Origin of the sequence: Hyphomicrobium sp. (assembly GCF_020852195.1) — a bacterium.
GTDB lineage: Bacteria > Pseudomonadota > Alphaproteobacteria > Rhizobiales > Hyphomicrobiaceae > Hyphomicrobium_C.
The window spans coordinates 1-12,907 of the sequence record NZ_JADZBI010000088.1 but is presented as its reverse complement, the minus strand read 5'-3'; the positions used below and the strand labels follow the sequence as shown (position 1 = coordinate 12,907).

The following is a 12,907-nucleotide window of genomic DNA, read 5'->3' as shown; positions in this document are numbered from 1 at the left end:
GGAATTCAGCACGTCGCATCGCGTCTGTGGCCGCTGCTTGTAGCGCGCGGCAGCGCCGCGCGCTACAAGCATGAGCTACGTCGGCTTCTGCCCCACAATCCGCCGCACCTCGCGCTCCCAGCACTCTAACGCGTCGCGACGCTCGGCAAGGTATTCGTGGCGGTTATAGATGCCGCTTACCTTGCTCCCGCGCGCGCCACGGCCTTGCACGCGGTCGATCATCTCGGTTGAGATGCCGAGCCGCCCCAGATTGGTCGCCATCGTGCGCCGCAAGTCATGAATGCCGGTGTTCGGCTTTCCGTCCGTGTCAACGAATTCGAGTTTGACCGCGATGCGCGCATACGCACGATCAGGGGCGTGGCGCGTGACCGCCTGTTCCATCATGCGGTGGCGATCGAATGCGGGAAATACGAACGCGGACTCGCCTGCTTCGGCGATGGCCGCGGCAACGATCTCGGCCGCGGTTTGCGCGAGCGGCACGACATGCGGCAAGCCGCTCTTGGTGCGCTCGCCGGGGATCTCCCAAAGATCACCCTGTATCTCAGCGCGCGCCATCCCGCATGCCTCGGAGAGACGCACGCCCGTCAGCAAGAGAAGTCGCAACAGACGCGCCATCCGTGGCGTCGCCTGCTCGTCCAAAGCAACCCACCATTTCTTGATCTCGTCGGCCGACAACACGCGGTCGCGCGACTTCTCTTTGGCGCGCTTCCTGATGCCGCGCGCGGGGTGATCGTCAATCTTGTCCTCAGCCACGGCCCAATTGAGCACCGCGGTTATGAGCGCCTGTGACCTGTTGGCCTGGATGCCGCTCGCCACTCGGGCAATCTTGTCGAGAACATCAACATAGTCACCGCGCTTAAGCTCACTGACGACTGCATTCCCCAGGTGCTTTTTGATGTGCCGCTTGTAAAGCGCATCGTCGGCTTCCCAGCTCTTTTTGTTTGGCTTTGCGTGGCGCTTCAGCCAGTCGTCAAATAGGCTGCCGAAGGTGACGCGGCCCGCGCGGCGGCCGCGCAGCGTTACATTCGCAGCGCGGTCGGTTGCCGACTTCCACGCCTGGGCGAGCGAAAGACGCTCTACGTCGTCAAGGCGGACAAAACCGCCGCCCTTGCGCTGATCGCGCCAATAATAGACGCGGCGGAAGTCATCGCGCTCGCGTTGCGTCTCGTCGGTCGGCGCGTTCGGCTTCACGCTGACATCTACATAGAGGCCCTTGCGGCCGTCTATCGTCCAACGAGTGCGCGTCTGGCCCCATTTCGGTCGGCAGCCGCGTATCGCGCGGTCATTGTCAGCGAGCTTCTGCATGTGCTCGACATAGCAGCTAGGCAATTCCCCGTCACTGCCCTGTCACTGCTGGTTACGTCGCGTCACGCCTGATCATGTCGCGCGCTGACGTGAATTGACGGCTACAACAACATGAAATTCCTTGCTTATTAACCCGTCCTGGCGCGACACTGAGCGAAGCCGAAAACATCAATGTTTTCTGTGGAGCGTGATCCACAATCTAGCGCTCTAACCAACTGAGCTAAGGCGGCTTATTCGTGAGCTCACTCGCGCGCCGACGCCGGTGACGCAAAACCGGATCGCCTCGCCGCCGAGGAGATGCAGCTTATAGAAGCGCCGCCCCTCGGCTGCAACCCTCATTGCTAGGCTCCAGCCAGGCCGACGGACGCTCCTTCCGCACTCGATACCGCACGGCAGGCTCGCCCGTCGCCAGGGCGCAGCCGGCGGGCAAATTCACACTTTTCCTCATCGGGTTAAGGGCTGGTCCTGCAACGGAGTTTGGGCCGGAGCGATCATGCTCTAAGCTCCGCCCATGAAACGGGCGCACATCAAGGCGTTTGCCGAAGACCTGCCCGCGCTGGCACTCTCCCAGCTTGAGGCCGGCGGTCGCGCCGCGTGGATGATCGACATCGCTGGCGGGCGCATCCTCGCTGCCAGTGCGGCCGGAAGCGTGCTGCTCGGCCTCGAGGACGACGGTGCGCCGCCGTTGCTCGATGCGAGCATGCCGGCGTTGGCCCGGTTGCGCAGCCTCGCCGCGGCGCCTGGCCGGGACAGCGCCGCAGCGGAGCGCCTGGTGCTCTGGGGCCGGGACGGTGCCGTCTCCCTCCGCTGCCGCGTCGAGATTCTCGGCGCGGCGCCCCACAGCCTTGCCGTCGTCACCGCGCTGTCGGACGCATCCGGGGCGACGGTGCCTCGTACTGCGGGGCCACCTGCGCCCTTCACCGGCGATGACGCCAAGCTCAAGGAGATCGCGCGGCGCATCCGCGAGGGCCAAATGACAGGCGCCCAGCCCGAACGGCGAACCAGCGTGGGCAAAAGGGCGCAGCCGCCCGACGACGCAGGCGCCTCCGGTTCTGCCGCTCCGTCCGAGGGGGCCGGGCCGACCCGCGCAACGAATCCGGCCCACGCCGAGCCTTTCTTGCCGGTGTCCGTCAGCGCCAGCCTCGCCCACGAGCTCAAGACGCCGGTTGCCGCCATCGCCGCCGCGGCGGAGATCATGAAGGACGAGCGCTTCGGGCCGCTCGGGGGCGCGCGCTACGTCGGCTACGCGAGCGACATTTACGGCAGCGCGCAGCACGTGCTGCGGCTCATCGACCGCATGCTCGCCGATAGCCGCGTGGAGACGGACGCTGCGCGCGACCTCGCCTTTGCCGAGATCGATGTCGGAGACGTGCTGCAGGCGCTGGTCTCCCAGCTCGGCCCGCTGGCCGAAGCGGCCGGCATCGCGCTCACGCTCGACCTCACCCCCCGCCTGCCGCATGTCATCGCAGACGCGACCAGCCTCCGGCAGATGGTGTTCAACCTCGTGACCAACGCGCTCAAGTTCACGCAGCACGGAGGGCACGTGACAGTCGGCGCGCATTACAACGGGGAGGGGCCGCTCGTGATCGCCGTCTCGGATACCGGGCCCGGTCTCCCGCATCGCGAGCTCGAGCGGCTGCGCGCGCCAGACCAGTGCCCACGGCCGGGGGCACGCGGCGCAGCGGACGGGCTGGGCCTGGGCCTTGGCCTTCCTCTGGTGCAGGCCCTCGCCGCGGCCAACGGAGCGGAACTCGTCATCGAGAGCACACCCGGCAAGGGCACATCGGCGTCGATCTTCTTCGCAAAGGATCGGGTGGTCCCGGTCTGAACGGCTGCCCCCCTCCGCCACGGGATAGCGGGCAGCCAATATTGCAGAATTGTGGAAGTGCGTCAGACGCCGCCGACAATTGTTGACTTTCTTGACGTAGTTATCGCGTGCTGCTCTATGGACGGCGCGTCTTGCAGGCTCGATCGCGAGAAACCCCCGTTGCACACGCGATGGCCAGCCGATAGCGGGACCTTGACCCCCGATTATTGGAGAACGACCCATGAGTGTCTCTCGATCCACCCTTCGCGGCACGGCGCTTGCGCTGGCGTCGCCGATGCTTGCTGCACTGGCCCTGCTTGCCGCCCCGAGCCTGGAGGCGCGCGCCGCAGGGGAGGTGAACGTCTACTCCTATCGCGAGCCGGGCCTCACTGACCCGATCTTCAAGACCTTCGAGAAAGAGACGGGAATCAAAGTCAACGTCATCTATTCCCGGGACGGCCTCATCGAGCGCATCGCAGCCGAGGGCCGCAACAGCCCGGCGGACATCCTGCTCACGCCGGATTCCGGCCTGCTTATCCGCGCCAAGGAAGCCGGCATCACGCAGCCGCTGACGTCCAAGGTCATCGAGGAGTCCGTCGACGCCGCGCTACGCGATCCCGAGGGACACTGGGTGGCGCTTACGCGGCGCGCGCGCGTGGTTTACGCTTCGAAGGAGCGCGTGCAGCAGGACCAGATCACCTACGAGGAGCTTGCCGACCCGAAATGGAAGGGCAAGATCTGCGTCCGCTCCGGCCAGCATACCTACAACATCGCGCTCATCGCTTCGATCATTGCCCATGACGGCGAGGAGAAGGCGGAAGCCTGGCTCAAGGGACTGCGCGACAACCTGGCCCGCAAGCCGGCCGGTGGCGACCGCGAGGGCGTGCGCGATATCCACGCCGGTCTCTGCGACCTCGCCATCTCCAACACTTACTACATGGCGGCGATGCTCAAGAACCCGGAGCAGAAGGTGTGGGCCGAGTCGGTGCGCATCATCTTCCCGAACGCGGCGGACCGCGGCACCCACGTCAACGTCTCCGGCGCCTCGCTCATCGCGCATGCACCGAACAAGGACAACGCCGTGAAGCTCGTCGAGTACCTTGCCTCGCCCGAGGCGCAGGAGATCTATGCGGAGCGGAACGGCGAGTACCCGGTGATCGCCGGCGCCAAGACGTCCGACCTCGTCAAGAGCTGGGGCGAGCTCAAGGCCGACCCGATCCCGCTGTCCGAGATTGCCAAGCTGCGCAAGAAGGCGTCCGAGCTGGTCGACAAGGTCCGCTTCGACGCCGGGCCTAGCTCCTGATATCTGCGAGCGGCGGAGCAGATGACGCTCCGCCGCTCACTCGCGCCCTTCTGATCCGGCTGCGCTCTCGTGGCGTGCAAGGACGAAAGTCCTGGGGACGGGTGATACGCTCGTTGCTCATCCCGCAAATGGGCGCATCCCCAATCCGGTTAACCCAACTTCCGAAATCAGGAAGATCTTGACGCCGCGTTGCCGGCGCCGCCATGGTCCCGGCGATGAGCCTTACGCCCCCGACCTCAGCCGATCCCCAGCGCGGCGCCCTCGAAAGCCTGAGACGCGCTTTCTCGGCTTGGCGGGCCAGCTCCCACGCCCCGGGCTGGAGTTTCACGGCCGCACTCGTGCTCGCCGTCATTGCGCTGCCGATCGCGGCCGTTCTCTATCTCGCCGCCACCGCGAATGCGAACGACTGGCCGCATCTGGTCAGCTCCGTGCTGCCGATTGCCTTGCAGAATACCCTGTTGCTCGTGCTCGGCACCGGCCTCGTCACGCTGGTCGTCGGCACGGGCACCGCGTGGCTCGTCACCATGTACAGGTTTCCGGGACGCGCCGTGCTCGACCGGCTGCTCGTGCTGCCGCTCGCGATCCCGACCTACATCGCCGCCTATTGCTACGGCGAGTTGTTCGACTACGCCGGCCCGGTGCAGACCGGGTTGCGCTCGCTGTTCGGATGGACGGTGGCGGACTACTGGTTTCCGGACATCCGCTCGCTCGGCGGGGCGACGCTCGTTATGTCGGCGGTGGTCTACCCCTATGTCTATCTCGCCGCACGGGCGACGTTCGTGCAGCAGTCGGTGTGCGCGCTCGAGGTCGCGCGCACGCTGGGACGGACTTCCATGGGAACGTTCTGGGCCGTGGCGCTGCCGCTTGCGCGGCCGGCGCTCGCCGCCGGCGCCGCGCTCGTTGCCATGGAGACGCTGAACGACCTCGGCGCCGTGCAGCATCTCGGCGTGGAGACGCTCTCGGCCAGCATCTATGCGACGTGGCTGCAGCGCTCGAACCTCGGCGGGGCGGCGCAGCTCGCGACCGTCATGCTCGTGCTCATCGTGCTCTTGCTTGCGGCCGAACGCATCGCGCGCGGCGGTGCGAAGATCCACCACACGACGGGACGCTACCGCGCCATTCCGTTCCAGGACATCGAAGGCTGGCGCGGCTATGGAGCAGCCTTCCTCTGCTCGCTGCCGTTCATCGTTGGCTTCATGGTGCCGTTCCTGCTGCTCGCGCGCTTTGCCGTGAGACACATCTCGGTGGCCATCGAGGGCGGATTCCTGCGCGCGGCCTGGAACAGCCTCTTCCTCGCCACGCTTGCCGCCCTGGTCGCGGTCGCGCTCGGCCTGCTGCTCAGCTACGCGCCGCGCGTGGCCAAGACCGGCTTCACACGCTTTGCCGCGCAGATGTCGGGGTTCGGCTATGCGCTGCCGGGCGCGGTGCTGGCGCTCGGCGTGCTGATACCGCTCGCCGCTCTTGATAACAGCGTCGATGCGCTGGCGCGCGACCTCCTCGGCGTATCGACCGGCCTCATCCTCTCCGGATCGGTGGCGGCGCTCGTCTATGCCTACGTGATCCGCTTCCTTGCCGTTGCGCGCGGCGGCATCGAGGCCGGGCTTGAGCGTATCTCGCCCAACCTCGACGCGGCGGCGCGCGCGCTCGGCGAGACGGCCGCGTCGGCGCTCTGGCGCATCCATCTGCCGCTGCTGGCGCCGGCGCTCGGCGTGGCGGGGCTGCTCGTGTTCGTCGATGCGCTGAAGGAGCTTCCGGCGACGCTGCTTTTGCGCCCGTTCAACTTCGAGACGCTGGCAACGCACGTCTACGCGTTCGCGGCTCTCGAGCAGATCGAAAGCGGCGCGCTCGGTGCGCTTTCCATCGTGCTCGCGGGGCTGGTGCCGCTGGTGGTGCTGCACCGCGCGATCGCCGGGCGCGCGGGCGACAGCGGGGCGTAGGGCAGGCGCAGGGTTGCCGTGTGGCCCCCCTGGATCCCGGATAAGGCTTCGGCTCGCGCCTTCGCCTTTCCGGGATGACACGTTGAGGGCGCGGCGCTCCTGTCATCCCGGCCGAGCGGCGCAAGCCGCGAGAGCCGGGACCCAGGGGCCGCACGTCGCCGCGCAGCCTACTTGTTCTCGACGCCTTCCACGTTCAGCGTCAGCTCGACCTCCTTGGAGGCCGGACCGAGATCGAAGTTGATGCCGAAGTCGGCGAGCGCAAGTTTCGTCGTGCCGTGGAAGCCGGTGCGGTCGCCGCCCCAGGGATCCGCGCCGCCGCCCACGTACTCGGCGTCGATGGTGACCTCCTTGGTGACGCCGCGCAGGGTCAGGTCGCCCGTGATCTTCGCCTTGCCGTTGCCGGCGGGCTCGACCTTCTTGCTGACGAAGGTCGCCTTGGGGAACTTCGCAACGTCGAGGAAGTCGGGATCACGCAGGTGCTTGTCGCGCTCGGCGTGGTTCGAGTTCACGCTCGCCGTCTCGATCTCGACGCTGACCTTGGAAGCCTCCGGGGCCTTCTCGTCGTAGCTGTAGCTGCCGGTGAAGCGATCGAAGCGCCCAGTCAGCCAGCTAAAGCCGAGATGCTGGATGCGGAAATTGATCGAGGCATGGGCGCCCTTGCTGTCGATCGTGTAGTCGGCCGCGGGAGCGGCGGCAGGCAAGGCGAGAGCGGCCACAAGAGCGAGGGGAGCAAGACGAAGCTTCATGGGACAGTCCTTTGCGATGGATGAACTCAACTCGTGGGAGGTCCGGACCACATGCGCGAAAGCGAGCGCCCGCGGTCGATGACGTGGTGCTTCACGGCCGCGGCCGCATGAACGGCTGCGATCAGGATCACTAGGTACGCAAGAATTGTGTGAACGGCGCCGGCGGTGTCCTCCAGGCCCTTGTTCTCGCCGGGCGAGGGGACGCTGAAGAGCCCGAACACCTCGATCGGACGGCCGTCTGCCGTCGAGATCAGATAGCCGCTCACCATCAGTGCAAGGAGCAGAGGGTAGAACCCCCAGTGCACGATGCGCGAGGCCGTGCGCTCGAACGGCTTGAGGTCGTCGTCGCTCGGCCTCACGTTGGCGAGGCGCCAGCCGAAGCGGAGCGCGAGAGCGATGAGAAGCAGGATACCGACGCTTTTGTGAAGGCTCGGCGCCGAGTGATAGTAAGGGCTGTAGTAGCTGAGGCCCACCATCCAGAGTCCGAGGCCGAACATGGCGAAGATGGCGAGCGCCATCAGCCAATGAAACAGACGGCTCACGAGGCCGTAGCCGGCGGACGTGTCGCGGATCAGCATGCGTGCGGCTCCCCCTCGAGCTCAAGCCGGCGTTCGCACGTAGGTATGGTGCGGGCGCAGCGTTTCAAGATCGCCGCGCAAGCCTGTCAGCGTGCCGACGGCGCGCTCCTGTCGGAGATGGGCTCAAAAAGCCTACTACCTAAGCAAACAAAAAAGCCGCGGGCGTGTTGCCCGCGGCCATGCACGTGAGTGGAGCGACGTCTTCGCGTCTAGAACGAGAAGTAGATGCCGACGCGCGGACGACGATAGTAGCGGTAGGGGCGGTAATAGTACGGATAGTAGCCGCCGTAATAGTACGGCCGGTAATAGTGGCGCCGGTGCCAGCGATGGCGATGATAATGCCGATGCCGCTTCCAACGCCTCCGAACTTCCTGGACTGCGCTTTCCCCAGCGGTAGCCGATTTGGCTATTCCGGCGCCCGCGGCGGTCATGGCCTGAGCGGGAGCGGGTGCAGTGGCAGCAAAGATGATAGCGCCTGCTCCGAGCATGGCCATGGCGATAAGGCTTCGCATGGCTGTGTTTCCTTTCATAGGTTGGTCCCGGCTGATGAACGGTATACTACGATTTCGGAGCCGCATCAGATCACTTTAATTCGCTTGTAGTTAGGCGATCATGATGCTGTCAGTGCGCGAACTATTTCGCGCTGCAATGCCGCATCGCAGCAGTCCCTTCTTGATCGTGTTGTCGCCGAAAATGTAAATTCCAGCGCAATTGTCACATGCCAACGCCGTTCCGGCATCCGGGGTTCCTGACTTCACCTCGTCGCGCACGTGCGGGTCGCGACGCATTTGGATCAAGTTAGCACCCTAGGTGTCGAGCGAGGTTGTTCGCGATCAACCGAAGGTCACGCTCAGGTCTTCAACTCAGGCGCCTCAATTGTCCCGCGCATCCCCTGTCGAGTCCGCATCCCTGCCCTACCTGCCGCACGTCGACGGCCTGCGCGCGCTTGCTGTCGCGCTCGTCGTCGTCTTTCATGCCTGGCCTTCAGTGCTGCCGGGCGGCTTCGTCGGCGTCGATGTGTTCTTCGTCATCTCGGGCTTCATCATCACGCGCCAGATCGCAGCCGACATGGAGCAGGGGAACTTTTCCTATGCCGGCTTCCTCGGCCGCAGAGCACGGCGGCTGGTGCCGGCTGCCGCCGTCTGCTGCCTTCTTGTCACGGCGGTGTCGGTCCTCGTGCTCATGCCGGACGCTCTCTCTACCTACAGCGAGAGCCTGATCGCCGTCTGGACGATGACGGCCAATATCTACTTCTACCTCAACTCCGGATATTTCGACGCGCCGTCCGCCGAGGCACCGCTGCTCCACATGTGGTCGCTCGCCGTCGTGGACCAGTTCTATCTCACCTGGCCGCTGCTGCTCCTGCTCATGGTCCGCAAGCTCGTGACACGCCCGCGGATCGTCGCGGCGGCACTGGCGCTGGCGGTGCTCTCCCTTGTCCATTCGGAGCTCAGTGCGCGCAGCGATGCAAACCTCGCGTTCTACCTACCGCTCTCGCGCGCCTTCGAACTCATTGCCGGCTGTGCGCTCGCGCTCGCCCTTCCCTTCATCAAGGCGCCTACCGTATCGAAACGGGCGGTGCTGGATTTCGCCGGGCTCGTGCTCGTCACGGGGTCGGCCGCCGCACTTCATGCCGGCATATCCTTTCCGGGCCTGGCGGCGGTGCCGGCCATCGTGGGCAGCGTGCTCCTGATCGCCGCCGGCCTGTTTGGCCCGACGCCGGTCTCGCGGCTTCTCTCGCTCAAGCCCGTCGTGCTTACCGGCAAGATGAGCTACTCGATCTACCTCTACCATTGGCCGGCGCTCGCGCTCGCGGCCTACTGGCTGGGGCGCGGCCCGGATGCGCCCGAAGCCGCAGCACTCGTCGCCGTCAGTCTGATACTCGCGGCGCTCTCCTGGCTCCTGGTCGAGCAGGCGCTAACGCGGCGTATGGGACTCTACACGCTTCCGCCGGCCGCGCTCTTCAAGCGTACGGCGGCGGCGGGGACTGCATTCGCCGTGCTGGCCGCCGTGGGCATTCTCGGGCGCGGCCTGCCGCAGCGGCTGGATGTTCGCGCCTACGAGGTGTACCGCGCCGCCTCGCAAGGAAATCCCTTGCGCCGCTCCTGCGACGGCCACGATCTGGCGTTCCGACATACCCCCCACTGCACGTTCGGCGCCCCGCTAGCCGAGCGCGCATCCTACGACATCGCCGTGTTCGGCGACTCGAACGCCGATCACTTCGTGCCGATGATCGCCGAGCTCGCCGGCAAGGCAGGGCTTTCCGGGCGGCAGGTGACGCAAAGCACCTGCCCGCCATTGATCGGCGTCGGGTACCACCGTCCCACCAGCCAGGAGGAGACGTGCGCGCGCTACCAGGAAACGATCGTGGAGTTTCTCGACCAGAACCCGGGGCTCAAGATCGCCATCCTCTCGTGGTCCTGGACCGATGAGACGCCGGTCGCCAACCGGGTCGCGGATCTGTCGGCGGCCCGTGACGCGCGCACGTTCGGCGAGTTCACCGCGGCAACGGTCGCCATCTTCCGCAAGCGCGGCATCAAGGTGCTGATCATCGGCCAGGTGCCGCACTTCCAGACGTTCTCACTCCGATGCCTGGCGCAGGCGGCGCGCAAGGACACGGAAGAGGTCGACTGCACGGTCCCGCGCGAAGAGGTCGACCGCGACATCGGTCCCTATCAAGCCGCCATAGAGGACATCGACCGCGCCGACGACGGCGTGTCGTTCCTCGACATGCGTGCGCTGCTCTGCAGCGACGTCCTCTGCAGCGCGTTCAAGGACGACGTGCTGCTCTACCGCGACAGGGGCCACCTCAATGCGCTCGGCTCGGCCTACCTCGCGCGCTATGCGTCGCTGCCGGAGCTTGATGCGAAGTGAGCCAAGGGCGCGCAGCGCCTCAAGGAACGACTGCCGCGACCAAACCGGGCCTTGCTTGTGCCCGCTCCCTCTCCGGCCGTCTCAGCTCGACGATCAGATTGTCGTCGAAGAGCGACATCCAGTTCTTCCAGCGGAACTCGTAGCCGATGCTCTCCGCCAGGGTGCACAGCGAGCGCGGCGTGAAATAGTTGACGTGATCGGGGAAGCGGAAGCCACACCAGGTCGAGCCCATGATGTAGCGGTTCGCTGAGTTGTAGTTGGGGGAGCGCAGCAGGATCGTTCCGCCCGGCTTCAGGCGCTTGAATGCCCGCTCCAGGATGAGACGCGGCTGGGCCTCGTGCTCGAGGTAGCTGCGCATGATGATGCTGTCGAAGAAGTCTTCGGGAAACCGCTCGATGCCGGTGGTGGCGGGCTCGTGATAGACGGCGCCGCCGCGCGCCTCGAAGATCGGGCGTGCCTTGCGGCTCAAGCCCTCGCTGATCTCAATGCCGTAGGGCGTTGGCCCCTCCGGAATGCGCGTCGATCCTCCGCAGCCGATCTCGAGCACGCGGCCCATATCGGGTACGCTGCGCGCGTGACGCGCGCGATCCACGAGCTTGCCGAGCTTCAGCCGAAAGCGCGTCAGCGCGTCCAGGCGCGCGTGCCTGTTGGTCCTTTTGCGCCGTGCCTTCTCCTCGGCGTGCTGCTTCTCCCAGGCGAGGTTCACCGAAAGGTCCTCGTACGCCGGCACCTCGCCGAGATAGACGAAGCCGCATGCGTTACACGCCACGACAGGCCAGCGGCTGCGTGTGTACTTATGTACGACGGTGGCACCGGACTGCAGGCACACCTCGCACGTAGGTCGCGCGTGCGACCTGATGTCGGACGTCAATGTAAGGTCCCTTGCTTGGACACACGTCGCCCTTCGGCGGCGCGCGGCCCCGTTGCTCCTGAACAAGGAAAACTTATCGACCTGCAGGTTCCTAGGCAAGCAACCGGAGGGGGACGCCCGCGGACTGCGCACCGGAGGAGCACGCACGCGCGCCCTTACCCGGAAGCGATCGATCTGCGATGGCTTCCGGATGGGGTGGCTGCTTTTCGATCCAATCCGGAAAGAGGCTAGCCCAGCTGGCCGCACCTCAACGCGGCGATCTCCGCATTCAGCGTATCGCGGAGGAAGGTCATGGCCGCGGTACGAAGGCCCTCCTCGTCCATCGAGCCTTTGATCGGGACCTCGACGGTTGCCTCGAGCCATTGACGCGACGCGTTCACGTCCGTCTCGTTGTCACCCAGCACAATATGAACCAGCATTGCACGGCCGACGCCGTGCATTTCGAACTGATGCAGCTTCAAGGCCCCCACCCTTCGACAGCCCCGCTTCCTTCGACAGTCCGCACGCGTCTTTCGTAGCAGGCAGATTTGGCTGCCTTGAGGCGAAGTTTGTGCGCGAGAGAGCACAAGGACGCCGCTGCGCCTCGTGCGCTGTACCGCGCTTCCGTTGGCCGGCAGATCGCGCCCGCTCAGTTGCCCTGGGCGCGCACGTACTCGTCCCACGTCACGACGCCATCCTTATCGGCATCGACCCCGGCGAAGGCCTTGTCGTAGGCGTTGAAGGACTTGATCTTCGACGCCTTGCCGATGCCGGCAGCGGCGTTGAGGTCGATAAAGGCCTTGAACTCCTGCGCCGTCAGTGCACCGCTGGCGCTCACGTTCGCTTGCTTGAAGTTCGCTTCCGCCGCCTCCAACGCAGCCGGCGCGAGCTGGGCAACGGCCGCGCCTCCTGCCACGACAAGTCCTGCGGCCAATGCGGCCGCGCGCGATGCCAAGCCCTTCATGGTGTCCCCCCATCGTTCCCGACAGCAGGAAGCTGTCGTGCCTTCCCAAACTCAGCGTATCGCCCTCGACCTCATGCCGAGGACGATAAAAAACCACAAGCGCCAGCCCCCATCACAGCGGGATGTTGTCGTGCTTCTTCCAGGGGTTCTCGAGGGTTTTGTTGCGCAGCATGTTCAGTGCACGGCAGATGCGCCGGCGGGTGCCGTGCGGCAGGATCACCTCGTCGATGTAGCCGCGCTCGGCAGCCACGAACGGATTGGCGAAGCGCTTCTGGTACTCGTCGATGCGGAGCTTGATCTTCTCGGGGTCGCCGAGGTCGGCGCGGTAGAGGATCTCGGCCGCGCCCTTGGCGCCCATGACGGCGATCTCGGCCGACGGCCAAGCGTAGTTCACGTCGCCGCGGATGTGCTTCGAGCTCATGACGTCGTAGGCGCCGCCGTAAGCCTTGCGCGTGATCAGCGTGACTTTGGGCACGGTCGCCTCGGCGAAGGCGAAAAGCAGCTTGGCGCCGTGCTTGATCAGGCCGCCGTACTCCTGCGCCG

General features: G+C 65.8%; 12 protein-coding genes. 4 read left to right on the top strand and 8 right to left on the bottom strand.

Features of this window, described 5'->3' with window-relative positions; genetic code table 11:
- Positions 1–75 precede the first annotated feature (75 nt).
- Positions 76–1,305, bottom strand: coding sequence for a tyrosine-type recombinase/integrase (locus IT540_RS06970; protein ID WP_291174979.1), 1,230 nt, complete (start codon positions 1,303–1,305; stop codon positions 76–78).
- A 511-nt stretch (positions 1,306–1,816) separates the two neighbouring features.
- Here IT540_RS06970 and IT540_RS06965 point away from each other — a divergent pair.
- The 3 genes from IT540_RS06965 (at position 1,817) to IT540_RS06955 (ending at position 6,352) form a co-directional block, all read left to right on the top strand.
- The gene (locus IT540_RS06965; RefSeq protein WP_291174976.1) at positions 1,817–3,133 is read left to right on the top strand and encodes a HAMP domain-containing sensor histidine kinase; all 1,317 of its coding nucleotides are present in this window, start codon (positions 1,817–1,819) and stop codon (positions 3,131–3,133) included.
- Positions 3,134–3,353: 220 nt separating this feature from the next.
- Positions 3,354–4,415 carry a Fe(3+) ABC transporter substrate-binding protein gene (locus IT540_RS06960; protein WP_291174973.1) on the top strand — a complete coding sequence of 354 codons (1,062 nt, stop codon included), beginning with the start codon at positions 3,354–3,356 and terminating at the stop codon, positions 4,413–4,415.
- Between the two features lie 215 nt (positions 4,416–4,630).
- Complete coding sequence (locus IT540_RS06955) at positions 4,631–6,352, top strand: iron ABC transporter permease (RefSeq protein ID WP_291174969.1); 1,722 nt, start codon at positions 4,631–4,633, stop codon at positions 6,350–6,352.
- Between the two features lie 167 nt (positions 6,353–6,519).
- Here IT540_RS06955 and IT540_RS06950 read toward each other — a convergent pair whose 3' ends face one another.
- From IT540_RS06950 to IT540_RS06940, 3 genes are all read right to left on the bottom strand, one after another.
- Entirely contained in the window at positions 6,520–7,098 is a 579-nt protein-coding gene (locus IT540_RS06950) for a YceI family protein (RefSeq protein WP_291174966.1), read from the bottom strand.
- A 26-nt stretch (positions 7,099–7,124) separates the two neighbouring features.
- Positions 7,125–7,676 (bottom strand): cytochrome b, encoded by a 552-nt coding sequence (locus IT540_RS06945; RefSeq protein ID WP_291174962.1) that lies wholly within the window; start codon positions 7,674–7,676, stop codon positions 7,125–7,127.
- 209 nt (positions 7,677–7,885) lie between these two features.
- Positions 7,886–8,188 carry a hypothetical protein gene (locus IT540_RS06940; RefSeq protein ID WP_291174926.1) on the bottom strand — a complete coding sequence of 101 codons (303 nt, stop codon included), beginning with the start codon at positions 8,186–8,188 and terminating at the stop codon, positions 7,886–7,888.
- Between the two features lie 364 nt (positions 8,189–8,552).
- Between IT540_RS06940 and IT540_RS06935 the strand changes: the two genes are divergently transcribed.
- Complete coding sequence (locus IT540_RS06935; protein WP_291174923.1) at positions 8,553–10,550, top strand: acyltransferase family protein; 1,998 nt, start codon at positions 8,553–8,555, stop codon at positions 10,548–10,550.
- 19 nt (positions 10,551–10,569) lie between these two features.
- Here IT540_RS06935 and IT540_RS06930 read toward each other — a convergent pair whose 3' ends face one another.
- The 4 genes from IT540_RS06930 to IT540_RS06915 form a co-directional block, all read right to left on the bottom strand.
- Complete coding sequence (locus IT540_RS06930) at positions 10,570–11,421, bottom strand: class I SAM-dependent methyltransferase (RefSeq protein ID WP_291174920.1); 852 nt, start codon at positions 11,419–11,421, stop codon at positions 10,570–10,572.
- Between the two features lie 227 nt (positions 11,422–11,648).
- Complete coding sequence (locus IT540_RS06925; protein WP_291174917.1) at positions 11,649–11,882, bottom strand: hypothetical protein; 234 nt, start codon at positions 11,880–11,882, stop codon at positions 11,649–11,651.
- Between the two features lie 167 nt (positions 11,883–12,049).
- Entirely contained in the window at positions 12,050–12,364 is a 315-nt protein-coding gene (locus IT540_RS06920) for a hypothetical protein (RefSeq protein ID WP_291174915.1), read from the bottom strand.
- Positions 12,365–12,476: 112 nt separating this feature from the next.
- A partial coding sequence (locus IT540_RS06915; protein WP_291174912.1) for a carboxyl transferase domain-containing protein occupies positions 12,477–12,907 on the bottom strand: 431 nt, incomplete at its 5' end.

Excerpts from the sequence above, each read along its gene's own strand:
- IT540_RS06955 (WP_291174969.1), top strand. The coding sequence starts at position 4,631 with ATGAGCCTTACGCCCCCGACCTCAGCCGATCCCCAGCGCGGCGCCCTC.
- IT540_RS06940 (WP_291174926.1), bottom strand. The coding sequence starts at position 8,188 with ATGCGAAGCCTTATCGCCATGGCCATGCTCGGAGCAGGCGCTATCATC.
- IT540_RS06960 (WP_291174973.1), top strand. The coding sequence starts at position 3,354 with ATGAGTGTCTCTCGATCCACCCTTCGCGGCACGGCGCTTGCGCTGGCG.
- IT540_RS06920 (WP_291174915.1), bottom strand. The coding sequence starts at position 12,364 with ATGAAGGGCTTGGCATCGCGCGCGGCCGCATTGGCCGCAGGACTTGTC.
- IT540_RS06945 (WP_291174962.1), bottom strand. The coding sequence starts at position 7,676 with ATGCTGATCCGCGACACGTCCGCCGGCTACGGCCTCGTGAGCCGTCTG.
- IT540_RS06970 (WP_291174979.1), bottom strand. The coding sequence starts at position 1,305 with ATGCAGAAGCTCGCTGACAATGACCGCGCGATACGCGGCTGCCGACCG.
- IT540_RS06950 (WP_291174966.1), bottom strand. The coding sequence starts at position 7,098 with ATGAAGCTTCGTCTTGCTCCCCTCGCTCTTGTGGCCGCTCTCGCCTTG.
- IT540_RS06965 (WP_291174976.1), top strand. The coding sequence starts at position 1,817 with ATGAAACGGGCGCACATCAAGGCGTTTGCCGAAGACCTGCCCGCGCTG.